Origin of the sequence: Roseicyclus sediminis, assembly GCF_025515305.1 — a bacterium.
GTDB lineage: Bacteria > Pseudomonadota > Alphaproteobacteria > Rhodobacterales > Rhodobacteraceae > Roseibacterium > Roseibacterium sediminis.
In genome coordinates this window covers 162,236-177,148 of the sequence record NZ_JAOPHT010000001.1, presented here as the reverse complement: position 1 = coordinate 177,148, position 14,913 = coordinate 162,236, and the positions used below count along the sequence as shown (strand labels likewise).

Annotated in this window: 15 protein-coding genes; 7 read left to right on the top strand and 8 right to left on the bottom strand. The window is 68.5% G+C overall.

What is annotated here, in order from left to right; genetic code table 11:
* Nucleotides 1-46 precede the first annotated feature (46 nt).
* Nucleotides 47-1,417 carry a glutamate--cysteine ligase gene (locus N8I71_RS00845; RefSeq protein WP_262876027.1) on the top strand — a complete coding sequence of 457 codons (1,371 nt, stop codon included), beginning with the start codon at nt 47-49 and terminating at the stop codon, nt 1,415-1,417.
* A gap of 7 nt (nt 1,418-1,424) precedes the next feature.
* On the opposite strand, the gene N8I71_RS00840 is transcribed toward N8I71_RS00845, so the two are convergent.
* Nucleotides 1,425-2,117: a DUF805 domain-containing protein gene (locus N8I71_RS00840; protein WP_262876026.1), complete on the bottom strand. Its 693-nt coding sequence runs from the start codon at nt 2,115-2,117 to the stop codon at nt 1,425-1,427.
* 209 nt (nt 2,118-2,326) lie between these two features.
* On the opposite strand from N8I71_RS00840, the gene N8I71_RS00835 reads away from it, so the two are divergent.
* Nucleotides 2,327-2,590 (top strand): hypothetical protein, encoded by a 264-nt coding sequence (locus tag N8I71_RS00835; protein ID WP_262876025.1) that lies wholly within the window; start codon nt 2,327-2,329, stop codon nt 2,588-2,590.
* Here the strand turns inward: N8I71_RS00835 and plsY are convergent.
* Genes plsY through N8I71_RS00805 form a run of 6 tightly spaced genes read right to left on the bottom strand, consistent with a single transcriptional unit; the run spans nt 2,587 to nt 6,979 of the window.
* On the bottom strand, nt 2,587-3,198 hold the full coding sequence (gene plsY, locus N8I71_RS00830) for a glycerol-3-phosphate 1-O-acyltransferase PlsY (RefSeq protein WP_262876024.1): 612 nt from the start codon (nt 3,196-3,198) through the stop codon (nt 2,587-2,589). The two genes, N8I71_RS00835 and plsY, sit on opposite strands and share 4 nt — an antisense overlap.
* Nucleotides 3,195-4,475, bottom strand: a complete 1,281-nt coding sequence (pyrC, locus tag N8I71_RS00825) for a dihydroorotase (protein WP_262876023.1) — start codon at nt 4,473-4,475, stop codon at nt 3,195-3,197. The genes plsY and pyrC overlap by 4 nt, the downstream gene beginning before the upstream one ends.
* Nucleotides 4,472-5,041 (bottom strand): aspartate carbamoyltransferase catalytic subunit, encoded by a 570-nt coding sequence (locus N8I71_RS00820; protein ID WP_262876022.1) that lies wholly within the window; start codon nt 5,039-5,041, stop codon nt 4,472-4,474. Before N8I71_RS00820 ends, pyrC begins: the two co-directional genes overlap by 4 nt.
* Nucleotides 5,038-5,493, bottom strand: a complete 456-nt coding sequence (locus tag N8I71_RS00815) for a hypothetical protein (RefSeq protein ID WP_262876021.1) — start codon at nt 5,491-5,493, stop codon at nt 5,038-5,040. The genes N8I71_RS00820 and N8I71_RS00815 overlap by 4 nt, the downstream gene beginning before the upstream one ends.
* Nucleotides 5,493-6,017, bottom strand: a complete 525-nt coding sequence (locus N8I71_RS00810; RefSeq protein WP_262876020.1) for a hypothetical protein — start codon at nt 6,015-6,017, stop codon at nt 5,493-5,495. Before N8I71_RS00810 ends, N8I71_RS00815 begins: the two co-directional genes overlap by 1 nt.
* Nucleotides 6,014-6,979, bottom strand: a complete 966-nt coding sequence (locus tag N8I71_RS00805) for an aspartate carbamoyltransferase catalytic subunit (RefSeq protein WP_262876019.1) — start codon at nt 6,977-6,979, stop codon at nt 6,014-6,016. The genes N8I71_RS00810 and N8I71_RS00805 overlap by 4 nt, the downstream gene beginning before the upstream one ends.
* Before the next feature lie 116 nt (nt 6,980-7,095).
* Between N8I71_RS00805 and N8I71_RS00800 the strand changes: the two genes are divergently transcribed.
* The 4 genes from N8I71_RS00800 to N8I71_RS00785 all read left to right on the top strand — a co-directional run bounded on the left by N8I71_RS00800 (nt 7,096) and on the right by N8I71_RS00785 (nt 13,398).
* Nucleotides 7,096-7,908, top strand: a complete 813-nt coding sequence (locus N8I71_RS00800; RefSeq protein ID WP_262876018.1) for a uracil-DNA glycosylase — start codon at nt 7,096-7,098, stop codon at nt 7,906-7,908.
* Nucleotides 7,905-8,447 (top strand): molybdenum cofactor biosynthesis protein B, encoded by a 543-nt coding sequence (gene moaB / locus N8I71_RS00795; protein ID WP_262876017.1) that lies wholly within the window; start codon nt 7,905-7,907, stop codon nt 8,445-8,447. Before N8I71_RS00800 ends, moaB begins: the two co-directional genes overlap by 4 nt.
* 96 nt (nt 8,448-8,543) lie before the next feature.
* Nucleotides 8,544-10,010, top strand: a complete 1,467-nt coding sequence (locus N8I71_RS00790) for an efflux RND transporter periplasmic adaptor subunit (RefSeq protein ID WP_262876016.1) — start codon at nt 8,544-8,546, stop codon at nt 10,008-10,010.
* 4 nt (nt 10,011-10,014) lie between these two features.
* Complete coding sequence (locus N8I71_RS00785; RefSeq protein ID WP_262876015.1) at nt 10,015-13,398, top strand: efflux RND transporter permease subunit; 3,384 nt, start codon at nt 10,015-10,017, stop codon at nt 13,396-13,398.
* 4 nt (nt 13,399-13,402) lie between these two features.
* Here N8I71_RS00785 and N8I71_RS00780 read toward each other — a convergent pair whose 3' ends face one another.
* On the bottom strand, nt 13,403-14,230 hold the full coding sequence (locus N8I71_RS00780; protein WP_262876014.1) for a protein-disulfide reductase DsbD domain-containing protein: 828 nt from the start codon (nt 14,228-14,230) through the stop codon (nt 13,403-13,405).
* A 97-nt stretch (nt 14,231-14,327) separates the two neighbouring features.
* Between N8I71_RS00780 and N8I71_RS00775 the strand changes: the two genes are divergently transcribed.
* Nucleotides 14,328-14,906, top strand: a complete 579-nt coding sequence (locus N8I71_RS00775) for a YqgE/AlgH family protein (protein WP_262876013.1) — start codon at nt 14,328-14,330, stop codon at nt 14,904-14,906.
* The last annotated feature ends 7 nt before the right edge of the window (nt 14,907-14,913 follow it).

The window sequence follows — 14,913 nt, the reverse complement described above, 5'->3', positions numbered from 1 at the left end:
CGGGCCACCTCTGCGCCCCGAACACCCAGAAAGGCCGGAGCGCGGCATGTCCATACCCCAGTCCGGCGGCGGCCCGATCGAGCGGCCCGAACAGCTTGCGGAATACCTCGCGGACGGGTGCAAGCCGCCCGAGGATTGGCGCATCGGCACCGAGCACGAGAAGTTCGGCTATTGCCGCGATACGCTGCGGCCGCTGCCCTATGACGGCCCACGCTCGATCCGGGCGGTTCTGGAGGGCCTGCAGCAGCGCTTCGGCTGGGACCCGATCTTCGAGGGCGACAACATCATCGGCCTTCAGAAGGACGGTGCGAACGTCAGTCTCGAGCCCGGCGGACAGCTGGAGCTGTCTGGCGCGCCCCTGGAGACGATCCACCAGACCTGCGACGAGGTGAACGAGCACCTGCGCGAGGTGCGCGAGGTCGCAGACCGCATCGGTGTCGGCTTCATCGGTCTTGGCGCCGCTCCGATCTGGCATCACGAGGACATGCCGGTAATGCCCAAGGGGCGCTACCGGCTGATGACGGATTACATGGACAGGGTCGGCACGCTCGGGAAGACGATGATGTACCGGACCTGCACCGTGCAGGTGAACCTGGACTTCTCGTCCGAGGCGGACATGGTCAAGAAGCTGCGCGTGGCGCTCGCGCTGCAGCCTGTGGCGACCGCGCTCTTCGCCAATTCGCCCTTCATCGACGGTGCGCCGAACGGTCACAAGTCCTGGCGCAGCCGCGTCTGGCGCGACCTCGATGCTTCGCGGACGGGCATGTTGCCCTTCGTCTTCGAGGAGGGGATGGGGTTCCAGCGCTACGTCGACTACGCGCTCGATGTGCCGATGTATTTCGTCTATCGCGACGGCCGGTACATCGACGCGCTCGGCCAGTCGTTCCGGGATTTCCTGAAGGGCCGGTTGCCGGCGCTGCCGGGCGAGGTGCCGACCCTCAGCGACTGGGCCGATCACCTCACCACGATCTTCCCCGAGGCACGGATCAAGAAGTTCATCGAGATGCGCGGCGCCGATGGCGGGCCGTGGCGGCGGCTCTGCGCGCTGCCGGCATTCTGGGTCGGCCTGACCTATGACCAGGGCGCACTCGATGCCGCGTGGGATCTCGTGAAGGGATGGGACGCCGAGACCCGCGAAGAGCTGCGCGTCGCGGCCTCGGTCCATGCGCTCGATGCGCGGGTCGGGCGGATCGACATGCATGCGCTGGCCCGTGACGTGCTGGCCATCGCCGAAGAGGGTCTGAAGGCCCGCGCCCGCCCCGGTGCCGGTGGGCTCATTCCTGACGAGACGCATTTCCTCGCGGCGCTGAAGGACAGCGTCGAGACCGGAAAGGTTCCGGCCGACGAACTGCTCGAGCACTACAGGACCGACTGGGCGGGCGATCTGAGCCGGATCTACGCGGAATACAGCTACTGACGAAAACTCAGACGCGGCGCGCCTTGTTGCGTTCGATCGCGGGCAAGACGCGCGCGCGGTAGTAATCCTGGAACTCGGCCTTGCGCCGATCGGCAACCTGGCGTCCCAGTTCTTCGTCCATTTCCTTCACCAGCGCCGGGTGGGTCGTCTCGGGCCGCTTCCTGTTCGGGATCGGGTCTGGCCCGAAACGGTTGTTGCCGTAGGTTCCGGGCAGGCAAAGGACGATAAGGAACCAGATGGACGCGAGCATTGGCAGCGTCGACACCATCAGAAGTATTGCGGGAGAGGGTGCGCCGCCGCCCGCGAAGACCGCGAGAAAGCCAAGTCCGATCCCGGCGACGAGGGCGAGCAGGATCGGCTTGAACATCCACCAGCCGCTGCGACCGGTGTCGTGCAGGCGCCGGACCGTCACGGCAAGCTGCGGGATCATGTAAAGGAACAGATAGCCGGCGAAGAAATAGGCCGACCAGCGCCAGACCTGGTCCTCGTACTGCTTGATGAGCGTTTCCATCGCAGCCGGGTTGCCCATCGCCGCCCCGAATTCGGGCTGCATGAACAGCCAGTAGGCCGCTACCCCCTGGAAAACGAGCGATGCGAGAAAGATGAAGAGCGCATACCACCAGTACTCCGCCCGCCGTGCCCGGCCGGAGAAGTTGAACATGTTGGCGTAGACCGAACCGACGGCCCTGAACATACCCATGCCGATACGCGCCCCGTACACTGTTTGCCCGATGCGGGAAGAAAAGCCGCAGAGTATGGCCAATCCGTGGCAACGGCGGGACTGGGAGAGGGAAATCCTCGAATGTGCGCCGGACCTGCGCGGTTTTCCGGAAATCCACCGTTGATCGGATCGGCGTCGGCCCGTTCAATCGGGCGCACGTGTGAACCGCTTGGAAAGGGACAGCACCCATGCGCGATTTCTTCATCAACGCCTTCGAGAAGCTCGTCGGTGTCATCATCGTTCTTATGCTTCTGTTCGTCATCGTCGCGGCGGGTTTCGTTGCCTTCGCCCCGGCCACACCCGACCAGCCCACCGGCATCCTTCCGGGTCTCGCCGTGCTGATCGGCGGTCTCGTCTATGTCGTATTCGTCGGTGGCGCGCTCTATCTCGGGCTCGGCATCTATCAGAACACCAAGCGCATGGCCGACGCGATGGACCAGCGGCAGCCCTAGGTCTTGCGGCCGATCCGGGGTTCCGTGCCTGACCTCAGCCGCGCGATGTTCTCGTGGTGCCTCAGGAGGATGAGCGCCGCGAGCAGCACGCAGAGCACGGTCGCCTCCGGGCGTCCGAGGAGGTAGGCCCAGACCGGCGAAAGGACCGCCGCAACCAGCGCCGCAAGCGAGGAATAGCGGGTGATCGCGGCCACGAGAAGCCATGTGAGGCAGGCCGCGATCCCCGCCGGCCAAGAAAGCGCAAGGAGTGTGCCGAGGAAGGTCGCCACGCCCTTGCCGCCCCGGAACCCCAGAAAGACCGGGAAGCAGTGCCCGAAGAATGCCGCAAGGCCTGCGACCTGCGCCGCGTCCTCCTCGAACAGCGCGCGCGCGATCAGAACCGCGATCCCGCCCTTGCCGGCGTCGAGCACCAGCGTCAGGAACGCGGCAAGCTTGTTGCCCGTCCTGAGCACGTTCGTCGCGCCGATATTGCCCGAGCCGATCTGCCTGAGATCGCCCAGTCCGAAGACCCGCGCCATGACGATGCCGAAAGGCACGGAGCCCAGCAGATAGGCACCGAGCGCCACGAGCGCGAGCGCACCTGCGCCGGATTCGACGACCGGGATCATGCAGTTTCGTCCTTCCTGTCATAGACGCGCGCGCCGCCCACCCAGGTTCCCTCGACGCGCCCTTGAAGCAGGGCGCCGTCGAAGGGCGTATTCTTGGATTTCGACCGCAGGGTCGTCCGGTCGAGGCGGAAGGGCGTGTCGGGGTCGAACAGCACGAGGTCGGCGGGCGCGCCTTCCGAAAGCCGTCCGCCCGGCAGTCCGAACCGCCGCGCCGGGTTCAGGGCCATCGCGGCAAAGAGCTGCGGCAGTGTCAGCGCCCCCGCGTGCCACAGCCTCAGCGCGGCGGGAAGCAGCGTCTCCAGCCCCACCGCACCGCTGGCCGCCGCTTCGAAGGGCAGGCGCTTCGATTCCTCGTCCTGCGGCGTGTGCATGGAGCAGATCACGTCGATCGTGCCGTCGGCGACGGCTTCGACCATGGCGAGGCGATCCTCTTCGGAGCGCAGCGGCGGCTTGAGCTTGAAGAAGGTGCGGAAGTCACCGACGTCGAGTTCGTTGAGCGTCAGATGGTGGATCGACACGCCCGCCGTGACATCCAGCCCGGCCGCCTTGGCACGTTGCAGCGCCGGCAGGGCGGCGGCGGTCGAGACCTGGTCGGCATGGTATCGGACGCCCGTCATCTCGACGAGCGCGAGGTCGCGTTCGAGGCCCATGCGCTCGGCCATCGGCGGGGCGGCGGGCAGACCCTTGAGCGCGGCGAATTTCCCGCTCGTCACGGCGGCACCCCGGCTCAGGCCCGGATCCTGCGGGTGGCCGAGGATCAGGGCTCCAAGGCCGCGCGCATAGGTCATGCAGCGCGACAGGACGCGCGTGTCGACGGTCACCGCGTCGCCATCGGTGAAGGCCACGGCGCCCGCATCCAGAAGAAAGCCGATCTCGGCCATCTCCTGGCCCTGGCGCCCCCGGGTCAGCGCCGCCATCTGCCGGACGCGGACGCGTGCCTCGTCCCGCGCGCGGCGGGTGACGTATTCCAGCACCTCGGGCGTGTCGATCGGCGTCAGCGTATCGGGCCGCGCGATCATCGTCGTGACCCCGCCCGCGGCGGCGGCAAGGCCCGCGGTCCGCAGGCTCTCCTTGTGGCGCTCGCCGGGTTCGCCCACCTTCACGCCCACGTCGACGATCCCCGGTGCGAGGCAGAGACCGCCGCAGTCGATCCCGCCCTGCCGAGGTCCGGTCCCCGTCTCGGCGATCATTCCGCCCTCGATCCGGAGCCAGCCGAGGGCTTCGGTCCCCGCCTCCGGGTCGATCAGCCGGGCATTGTGCAGAAGCGCGTTGGTCATGCCGTATCCGTCCTAACGATGCCGGCGCGCAATCCGCGCATCTGCCGGTAGATCTCGCGCGCGTTCGCGATCCGGTGGAAGCCGACGCGACCGGGCGAGGTCTGCGTGCGCTGGCGCCGCCCGGGCGGCGGTTCCGCGAAAAGGATGCTGCCGGGGGCGCCGTCCTCGAGAACGAGGAATGGCATCGCGGCGATCGGGTAGCTCGCCAGTCGCTTCTGGCCGAAGACGCTGGTCGCGATGAAGGCGGTGCGGTCGGTCAGCGTGTACCACGTCACGCTGCGCAGGTAGGCATCGATCACGACATGCCCGCCCAGCATGTAGAGGCCGATAGCGAGGAAAGGCAGTCCGAACAGCGGGAACATGCTGAACGGAAACGGAAAACCCCCGCCGGCGGTGATGCCCGTCGCGGTGGCCATCCAGAACAGCGAGAAGGCGGTGAAGATCACGCCCATGGGCGTCGTCTGGGTCAGCGCGTCGGCCCAGGCGATGCCGCTTTCGGGCTGACCCTGCCAGAGGATGCTTTCGCCCGGTTCCAGGATACCGTCCCAGCCTGCGCCTTGCGTCATCGGCCGCCCCCGGTTCGGGCGCGTTCGATCGCGGCGATCACGGCCTTGGTGTCAGGCTGGTATTTCAGAAGGTGCTTGTCACCGGTGACGGTGACGACCTGCACCGCCGAGAACAGACTGCGCACGGCCGCGATGTTGCCGAGCGCGATGGCCCGCGTTCCCGGTCCGAGGAGCCGCGCATCGGTCAGCTGCCAAGACATCCTCGTCTCGTCCGAGGCTAGGTAGAGGGCGCGCACCGCGATGGCGAGAAGGCCTCCGACCGCGCCGGTCCAGACGTGCGGGTTCCCCATCGCCCAGAGGATCGCCATGCCGGCGGCCATGGCGATGGCCGCGAGCCACGCATGTTCCCGCCAGTAGGTCGCCCGGTCGCCCCGGAACGTCTCGATCACGCGCTCGCCGGGTTCCAGCGGGGTGGTCGGCGCGAAGTGCGTCTGGGTCGAGGTCGGGTCCATCACAACCCCACGAGGACGTAGAGAACCAGGACGATGCCGACGACGAGGGCAATGATCGCCACCATGGACATCGGGCCGCGCTGCCGGGATGACGCGGCCTCCGGTGGCGCGGTCTCGGCCGGCCTCGGCGCGATCCCGGCGGGGGGAAGGTCCGCCACGTGGTCTGGTTGCGCCAGTCTGAGCGTGGCGATCGCCGACAGGTTCGGGCCGGGTCGGGGGGCGCCGTCCATCGCGGCCTCCGGCACCAGCAGGACCGATCCCTCCAGCGCATCGAGCCGGGCCCGGACGTCCTGGGCGATGGCCGTTTCGGGAACGAAGGCCATCGTCAGGTAATCCGACAGGTGCATGTCGCCGAGATCCTTCAGCGGAAAGAATTCGACCTCGTCGGTGTCGAGCGCGCCGAGACCGAGCCAATCGGCCAGTGGCGGCAGGTCGGGCGCTTCGCCCATTGCGCGTGTCAGGTGCGTATGGCGCAGATCGCTCTCGCCATTCACGGCGAAGACGTGGAGCAGCGGCGCGGTCATGCCCAGACCTCGCCCGCGGCCGCCGCCTCCCGTGTCGCCCGAAGGTTCCGTGCCAGGAGGTCCATCGCCGCCATGCGCACGGCGACGCCCATCTCCACCTGTTCCTGGATGACCGAGCGATTGATGTCGTCGGCCAGCGTCCCGTCGATTTCCACGCCGCGGTTCATCGGTCCCGGGTGCATCACGATGGCGTCGGGCTTCGCCGCCCTCAGCTTCGCCGCATCGAGGCCGAAGCGGTGGTAGTACTCGCGCTCGGACGGGATGAAAGCGCCGTCCATCCGCTCCTTCTGCAGCCGAAGCATCATGACCACGTCGCAGTCCTTCAGCCCCTCTGCCATGTCGTCGTAGACCTCGACGCCCCAGTCGGCGGCAGCAGAGGGCATGAGGGTCGCGGGCCCGATCAGGCGAAGCCGGTTTTCCAGCTTGCCGAGCAGGTGAATGTTCGAACGCGCCACGCGGCTGTGGGCGATGTCGCCGCAGATGGCGATCGTCAGGCGGTGAAGCCGCCCCTTCTCGCGCCGTATGGTCAGGGCGTCGAGAAGGGCCTGCGTCGGGTGTTCGTGCCGGCCGTCGCCCGCGTTCAGCACCGCGCAGTTCACCTTCTGAGCCAGAAGGTCCACGGCGCCCGAATGGGGATGGCGGACGACGATCAGGTCGGGATGCATCGCGTTCAGCGTCATCGCGGTGTCGATCAGGGTCTCGCCCTTTTTGATCGACGACGCCTGCATCGCCATGTTCATCACGTCCGCCCCGAGCCGTTTGCCCGCGATCTCAAAGCTCGCCTGAGTTCGCGTCGAGGCCTCGAAGAACATGTTGATCTGGGTGAGCCCCTCGAGCACGCGGTCATGCTTCCTGCTGCCGCGTTCGGCATCGGCATAACGGTCCGCAAGATCGAGGATCGTGCGGATTTCCTCGGGGTGCAGGGGCTCGATGCCCAGAAGATGCTGCTGCCGGAAGGTCATGGCCACTTCCCGTTTCCGCCTGCTCGCTTATAGGCAGGCGGCAACGGCGGCGGCAAGGCTGGCGCATCGCGTCGCCGCCCCTTCCCCTCAAGGCACCGGGGCCCTAGCTTCGCGTCATGGACGCAACCGAGTCGCAGGACGCGCTGGCACATCTCGCCTGGCAGGTGGAACTCGGCGCCGACGAGGCCATTCTCGACGCGCCTGTGAACCGCTTCGAGCTGCCGCAGGCCGCTGCCAAACCGTCGCCCGCCGCCCCTCCCGCGCCCGCCGCTCGGGTCGCGACACCCGCACCGGCCGAAAGGGACGAAGGGCAGGCGGCGCTGGCCGCGATCGACGATGCAAGACGCCGGGCCGAGGGGGCCGGGACGCTCGAAGCGCTGCGCGAGGCGCTGGCGGGGTTCCAGGGCTGCGACCTCCGGCACGGCGCGCGCAATCTGGTATTCGCCGATGGCGACCCGCGGGCGCGTGTCATGATCGTCGGCGAGGCTCCGGGCCGGGAGGAGGACCTGGAGGGCAAACCATTCGTCGGCCGCGCCGGGCAACTGCTCGACGCCATGTTCGGCGCGATCGGCCTGTCGCGAACCGCCGTGGACCCGGCCCATGGCCTATACATCACCAACATGCTGCCCTGGCGCCCGCCGCAGAACCGCGATCCGACGCCCGAAGAGATCTCGATGCTCCAGCCCTTCGTGCGGCGTCACGTCGAACTCGCCGATCCCGAGGTGCTGGTCCTGATGGGCAACTGGGCCTGCGTGGGCCTGCTTGGCCGCAAGGGCATCATGCGGATGCGCGGCAACTGGGAAGACGTGCTCGGCCGTCCCGCGCTGCCGATGTTCCATCCCGCCTTCCTCCTGCGCCAACCGGGGGAGAAGGCGAAGGCCTGGGCGGACCTCCTGTCGCTGAAGGCGCGCCTGAGGGGAGACACATGAGCCGTATCGACGAGACCCGACCCTTCCACCCCGTCCGCATCGCCGTTCTCGCGGTGTCGGACACGCGCAGCCTTGCCGAGGACAAGTCGGGCGACGTGCTGGTGGAGCGTCTGACCGGGGCGGGGCATACGCTCGCCGCACGGCACATCCTGCCGGACGAGCGGGACCGAATCGCCGAGCAGTTGCGCGCATGGATCGCCGACCCCGGTATCGACGTCATCCTGACCACCGGCGGTACCGGCCTCACGGGGCGCGACGTGACCGTCGAGGCGCATCGCGACGTCTACGAAAAGGAGATCGAGGCCTTCGCCACGGTCTTCACCATGGTCTCGATGCAGAAGATAGGCACCTCGGCGGTGCAGTCGCGCGCGACCGGGGGCGTGGCGGGCGGCACCTACCTCTTTGCGCTGCCCGGATCCTCGGGGGCATGCAAGGACGCCTGGGACGAAATCCTTAAGTGGCAGCTCGACTATCGCCATCGGCCATGCAACTTCGTCGAGATCATGCCGCGCCTGGACGAACACCTGCGACGGAAGTGAGGTCGCGCCTCGTGTAACGGTTGCGCCATGTCCCTTGGACGTTCCGCGCGAGGGACCTAGATTCCGCTGCAACCGCAAAGCGAAAGTGCCTGAGCCATGCGATTCTTCCGCCGTGCCCTCGTGGGCCTGTTCCTGGTGTCCGTCACCATAGGCCTTCTTGCGCTGGCGGGCGGCACCGTCTGGTCCGCGTTGCAGTCGCGACTGGCGGAGGATGGCAGGGCTCCGCCGGCCCGCGAACGGGTCTTCAGCGCAGAGGTCCTGACGCTGACCCCCGGTACGGAGACACCGGTCTTGACGGCCTTCGGCGAGATCCGATCCCGCAGGGCGCTGGAGTTGCGCGCGCCGGCCGAGGGGCGGGTCGTGGAACTGTCCGACGCGTTCGAGGAGGGCGGGGCGGTCCAGGCGGGGCAGGTCCTGCTGCGGATCGACCCGGCGGATGCCGAAGCGGTGCTGGCGACGGCGCAGACCGACCTGCGCGATGCCGAGAACGAACTGGCCGAGGCGCTGCGCGCGCAAGATCTCGCAACGGAGGACGTGGCCGCCGCGCGGCGCCAGGCCGACCTGCGCATCCGTGCCTTCGAGCGGCAGCGCGACCTGCTCGACCGCGGAGTGGGCAGCGCCGCGGCGGTGGAGGATGCCGAGCTTGCCGCCGCCACCGCCGAGCAGGCCGTCCTGTCGCGCCGCCAGGCCGAGGCGAGCGCCGTGGCCCGCGTGGCCGAGGCCGAGACGGCGCTGGAGCGGATGCGGATCGCGCTGGCCGAAGCGCGCCGCAGCCTCGCCGAGACCGAGCTGACCGCAGCCTTCGACGGCGTGCTGGCGGAGGTCGACGTGGCCGCCGGCCGCCTCGTCAGCCGCAACGAGAGGCTCGCGCGCCTGATCGACGCCGATGCGCTGGAGGTCTCGTTCCGGATCTCGACCGCGCAATACGCCCGGCTCCTTGAAGAGGACGGAAGCCTGCCGCAGGCGCCGGTGCGCGTCGTGCTCGATGTCTTCGGCCTCGATCTCAGCGCAGATGCCGTTCTAACGCGCGAGTCGGGGTCCGTCGGCGAGGGGCAGTCGGGCCGTCTGCTCTTTGCCCGGATCGACGATGCACGCGGCCTGCGGGTCGGGGACTTCGTTCGCGTCGAGGTGGAGGAACCGCCGCTTGCCGGTGTCGCCCGTCTTCCTGCTCCCGCGCTCGGGTCCGACGGGCGCGTGCTGGTTCTGGGCGAGGACAACCGGCTGGAAGCGGCCGAGGTCGCCCTGATGCGGCGTCAGGGCGACGAGGTGCTCGTGAGCGTTCCGCCCGAGCTTGCCGGCCGCGAGATCGTCGCCACCCGCACGCCCGTCCTCGGCGAGGGCATCCGCGTGAACCCGTTCCGTCGCGACGGCGCGGGCCAGGCGGAAGCTGAGGCGCCCGCGACCATCGCACTCGACCCCGAGCGGCGTGCCCGGCTGATCGCGTTCGTGGAGAACAACAGCTTCATCCCCGAGGATGTGCGCACCCGGATGATCCGTCAACTGAACGAGCCCGAGGTCCCCGCCCAGATGGTGGCGCGGATCGAAGCCCGGATGGGGAGCTAGGCCCGTGATCCGCCCGCTTCCCCAGAGTGCCGCCGGCATCCTCGGCTATTTCACGCGTCACCGCACCGCCGCGAACCTCCTGCTGGTCCTGATGCTGGCCGCGGGTTTCACCGCCTTTCCGCAGATGCGGGCGCAGTTCTTCCCCGACGTGATCTCGGACGAGATCGATATCTCGGTGCAATGGGACGGCGCGGGCGCCGAGGACGTGGACGAGGCCATCGTCGCGGTACTCGAACCCGCGCTTCTTGCCGTGCCCGGCGTCGCCGGAAGCTCGGCCACCAGCCGCGAGGGACGCGCCTCGATCGCGCTGGAATTCGAACCCGGCTGGGACATGGCCCGCGCCGCCGACGAGGTGCAGGTCGCCATCGATGCCGTGACCGACCTGCCGGAGGGGGCCGAGACGCCCACGGTGCGCCGCGGCGCGTGGTGGGACCGGGTCACCGACGTCGTCATCACCGGACCCGTCGCGCCGGAACAACTCGGCCGCTTCGCCGACGAGATGGTGGCGCGGCTCTTCGATGCGGGGGTCACGCGCGCGACGATCCAGGGCGTCGCGGCGCCCGAAATCGTCGTCGAGGTGCCGTCCGCCTCGCTGATCCGGTACGACATCACCATGGCGGAGATCGCCTCGGTGATCGCAGCCGCCGCCGACACCGCGCCTGCGGGCGACATCGACGCGGCGGGCGCGCGCGTGCGCACCGGTTCGGCCACCCGCAGCGCCGAGGGCATCGCCGCCCTGACGCTCCGCACGAACGATGACGGCTCGGCCCTCTCTGTGGGCGACGTGGCGCGTATCGTGGTCGGCGGCGCCGACCGGGAGCGCGCCTATTTCGTTGGAGAGAACCCGGCCATCGCCATCCGGGTCGACCGATCCGAGGACGGTGACGCGATCGCCATCCAGGCCCAGGTCGAGGAAATCGCCGCCGAGATGGAGGCGACGCTGCCCGAGGGTACGACGATCGACCTGATCCGCACCCGGGCCGAGGCGATTTCCGGGCGGCTGAACATCCTCATGGACAACGCGCTTCTGGGTCTCGCCCTGGTCGTGGGCCTTCTGTTCCTGTTCCTGAACGCACGCACCGCATTCTGGGTGGCGGCGGGCATTCCCGTGGCACTGACGGCCGCCATCGCGCTGATGTGGGTGTCGGGCCTGACACTCAACATGATCTCGCTCTTCGCGCTCATCATCACGCTCGGCATCGTGGTGGACGACGCCATCGTCGTGGGCGAACACGCAGATTACCGCGCGAGAAAACTCGGGGAGGACCCGGTGACGGCGGCCGAGAACGCCGCCCGCCGCATGGCCGCGCCGGTCTTCTCGGCGACGATCACCACGGTTCTGGCCTTCGCGGGCCTCGTCGCCGTCGGCGGACGGTTCGGCGAGCTGATCGCGGACATCCCCTTCACGGTGATCGTCGTCCTCCTGGCGAGCCTCGTGGAATGCTTCTTCATCCTGCCGAATCACATGGCGCATGCGCTGGCGCATTCCGCCAAGGATCATTGGTACGACATGCCCTCGCGCGTGGTGAACCGAGGCTTCGACTGGGTGCGCGACCGGCTGTTCCGTCCGCTCATGGCCTGGGTGATCTGGGCGCGCTACCCGGTGCTGGCCGCCATGATCCTGGTTCTGGCTAGCCAGGTCGCCGTCTTCCTGCGCGGGGACGTGACGTGGCGTTTCTTCAACGCCCCCGAAATCAGCTCGGTGTCCGGCAACTTCGCCATGCTCGACGGTGCCACGCGCGCCGACAGCATCGAGATGGTGCGCGAAATGCAGCGCGCGACCGAGGCCGTGGCCGCGCGGCTTGAGGCCGAGCACGGGGTGAACCCGGTCGCCTATGTCGTGGCCGAGATCGGCGGGAACACCGGCGGCGGCCTTTCGGGCGCCGACGACAAGGATGCGGACCTGCTGGGCTCCATCGCGATCGAGCTGATCGACGCCGACCTGCGGCCCTATTCCTCCTTCGCCTTCGTGGCCGAGCTGCAGGACGAGGTGCGCAACCTGCCCCTGACCGAGACGGTGAGCTTCCGCGGCTGGCGTGGCGGGCCGGGGGGCGATGCCATCGACGTGCAGATCTTCGGCGCCGATACCGCCACGCTGAAGGCCGCGGCCGAGGCCGTGACAACGGCGCTTGTCGTGCATCCCGAGGTCTCGGGCCTGGAGGATTCCATGGCCTACGACCGGGAGGAGCTGAGCCTCGAGCTTACTCCTCAGGGCGAGGCGCTGGGCTTCTCCATCGACACGCTGGGCCGCGTTCTGCGCGACCGGCTGGGCGGGATCGAGGCCGCGACCTTCCCCGACGGCCCGCGGACCGCGTCGATCCGGGTGGAGCTTCCTGCGGGCGAGCTGACGGCGGATTTCCTCGACCGGACGCTCCTGCGCGCCTCGGGCGGGGATTACGTGCCGCTCGCGGATATCGTCACCGTCACCGCGCGACAGGGTTTCTCCACCATCGACCGCGAGAACGGCATCCGCCTGATCTCGGTCACCGGTGATCTCAGCGAGGACGATCCGGCCCGTGCCGAGGCGATCATGCAGGAACTGCGCGAGGTCACACTACCCGCGATCGAGGCCGATTTCGGTGTCGCGACCCAGCTCTCCGGTCTGGCCGAGCAGGAGCGAGACTTCCTCGGCGACGCGCTGACCGGCTTCACGCTTTGCCTGCTGGGGATCTACCTCGTGCTGGCGTGGATCTTCGCCAGCTGGACGCGGCCGATGGTCGTGATGGCGATCATTCCCTTCGGCCTCGTCGGCACGATCTACGGGCACTGGCTCTGGGATGTGCCGCTGTCGATGTTCACGGTCGTCGGCCTGATCGGGATGACCGGGATCATCATCAACGATTCCATCGTGCTTGTGACGACCATCGACGAATACGCCGAGGGCAGGGGCCTGATTCCGGCGATCATCGACGGCACCTGCGACAGGCTGCGGCCCGTTCTCTTGACCACACTCACCACCGTTCTCGGCCTCGCGCCGCTTCTCTACGAGGGGTCGTCGGATGCGCAGTTCCTCAAGCCCACGGTCATCACGCTGGTCTACGGGCTGGGCTTCGGCATGGTGATCGTGCTGCTCGTGGTGCCCGCGATCCTCGCCATGCAGCAGGACGCGGGCCACCAGGTCCGGGCGCTCCGCCGCGGCCTCCAGTCCTTCGGGCGGGGGCGTGGGCTGGCACTCGGGCTTGCCGGTCTGGTGGCGGCGACCGTCGCGGCCTTCGCGGCAACCGTCGGTGCGCAGATCTTCACGGGGCAGATGCTGGGACCGCTGGCGGCGATTGGCGAGGGTTCTACCGCGATGGCGGCCGGCCTCTTCGTGGCTGCGGTCGCGGTCCTGTGCATCCTGGCCTGGGTTCTGAGCGCGGCCTACACGGCGCTGCGCCGTCCCGCCTGAGCGTTCAGCCCCGGCAGCGGTCGAGCTCGACGGCCATCGCGGTCCCGATGACGGTGATCCGCAGATCGCTCCGATCAAGCGCGAAGGGCCCGTGATCGGGAGGAACGATGTCCGCCACGGCGGTGATCGTCCCGCCATCGCGCCGGGTCGCGGCCTCCGAGACCCAGATCTCGGGATCGCGGTGCTCAAGGACGAGCGTCTCGTCGTTGCCGGTCGATGGAACCTGCGCCGTGACGGTCACGCGCAGCCCGTCCGAGATCGGCTCCACCTCGCAGCGGGCGTCGCCCGCCCCTGCCTCGACGGCCGTCATGGGGCGGTCCGACAACGCGAGGCCGATTTCGTGGTCCCGTCCGGTGTCGGGCAGAAGGTCACCCGAGATGTCGAGCGTCACGGGCATGCAGACGTCGAGGCAGACGCCCATCTCGACCCGGCCTTCCAGCCGGTGGGTGCCATCGTCGTCCACAACGAACTCCACCGGAAGCACCACGTCGTCGCGGTAGCCGATCGAGCGCATGCCGTTTGTGAAGAACACCTCCGGTCGCGGCCAGTGGATCGCCATGCCGGTGATCCCCTCGGCCGAGCGCAGGCGCAGGACCGTGGGCACGCCGCCCTCGCCGGGCGCGCGCCAGTAGGTTTTCCACCCCGGCGCAAGCGAGATGCGGATGCCCGCCATATGGTGCCCGTTCTCCATCCGCCAGCCTTCCAGAAAGGAGATCTGCACGACGCTGTCGGCGCTCCGCCCTTCGAATTGTGCGGATGCCGGAAGCGGCGAGAGCGCGAGCGCGGTGGCTGCGAGGGCGGCGAAACCGATGTGGGACAAGGTCTTGGACATGCAGCGGAGCTAGTCAGTGTCACCTGAAATGAAAAGTCACGTTTTGGCGACAGGGCGCCGACTTGATTGGAATCCGCAACACCCCCATGCTCGGCCCATGACCGCAGCCACCGTCCCCGAGAACCTGACAGGCAAACTCCTGATCGCGATGCCGGCGATGGGCGATGCGCGTTTCGCCGGCAGCGTGGTGTTCCTCTGTGCCCATTCTCCCGAGGGTGCGATGGGGCTCATCGTGAACAAGCGCGTGGACGAGGTCACCTTCGCCGAGATGCTCGACCAGCTCGAGATCGAGAACCCGGGCGCGGTACGCGATGTCCCGGTCTGCTACGGAGGGCCCGTGGAACTGCGCCGAGGTTTCGTGCTGCATTCCTCGGACTACCAGGCGCGGGGAGAGGACGGTCTGGTGGTGGACGGACGCTTCTCGATGACCGCGACGCTCGATGTGCTGGAGGACATCGCGCAGGAACGCGGCCCGCGGCAGGCGCTTCTGGCGCTTGGCTATTCGGGCTGGGGACCGGGGCAACTCGAGGCCGAGATCGCCCAGAACGGCTGGCTTACCGCCGAGGCGGCGCCGGAGCTTGTCTTCGGCGCTTCGATGGAGGGCAAGTGGGAGGCTGCGCTGAAGTCGCTTGGCGTTCATCCCCTGATGCTGTCGTCCGAGGCCGGCCACGCCTGAGGCCCGT

Bases quoted from the DNA above. Each gene is read 5' to 3' on its own strand.
- N8I71_RS00845 (WP_262876027.1), top strand. From the start codon at position 47: ATGTCCATACCCCAGTCCGGCGGCGGCCCGATCGAGCGGCCCGAACAG.
- N8I71_RS00840 (WP_262876026.1), bottom strand. From the start codon at position 2,117: ATGGGTATGTTCAGGGCCGTCGGTTCGGTCTACGCCAACATGTTCAAC.
- N8I71_RS00835 (WP_262876025.1), top strand. From the start codon at position 2,327: ATGCGCGATTTCTTCATCAACGCCTTCGAGAAGCTCGTCGGTGTCATC.
- plsY (WP_262876024.1), bottom strand. From the start codon at position 3,198: ATGATCCCGGTCGTCGAATCCGGCGCAGGTGCGCTCGCGCTCGTGGCG.
- pyrC (WP_262876023.1), bottom strand. From the start codon at position 4,475: ATGACCAACGCGCTTCTGCACAATGCCCGGCTGATCGACCCGGAGGCG.
- N8I71_RS00820 (WP_262876022.1), bottom strand. From the start codon at position 5,041: ATGACGCAAGGCGCAGGCTGGGACGGTATCCTGGAACCGGGCGAAAGC.
- N8I71_RS00815 (WP_262876021.1), bottom strand. From the start codon at position 5,493: ATGGACCCGACCTCGACCCAGACGCACTTCGCGCCGACCACCCCGCTG.
- N8I71_RS00810 (WP_262876020.1), bottom strand. From the start codon at position 6,017: ATGACCGCGCCGCTGCTCCACGTCTTCGCCGTGAATGGCGAGAGCGAT.
- N8I71_RS00805 (WP_262876019.1), bottom strand. From the start codon at position 6,979: ATGACCTTCCGGCAGCAGCATCTTCTGGGCATCGAGCCCCTGCACCCC.
- N8I71_RS00800 (WP_262876018.1), top strand. From the start codon at position 7,096: ATGGACGCAACCGAGTCGCAGGACGCGCTGGCACATCTCGCCTGGCAG.
- moaB (WP_262876017.1), top strand. From the start codon at position 7,905: ATGAGCCGTATCGACGAGACCCGACCCTTCCACCCCGTCCGCATCGCC.
- N8I71_RS00790 (WP_262876016.1), top strand. From the start codon at position 8,544: ATGCGATTCTTCCGCCGTGCCCTCGTGGGCCTGTTCCTGGTGTCCGTC.
- N8I71_RS00780 (WP_262876014.1), bottom strand. From the start codon at position 14,230: ATGTCCAAGACCTTGTCCCACATCGGTTTCGCCGCCCTCGCAGCCACC.
- N8I71_RS00775 (WP_262876013.1), top strand. From the start codon at position 14,328: ATGACCGCAGCCACCGTCCCCGAGAACCTGACAGGCAAACTCCTGATC.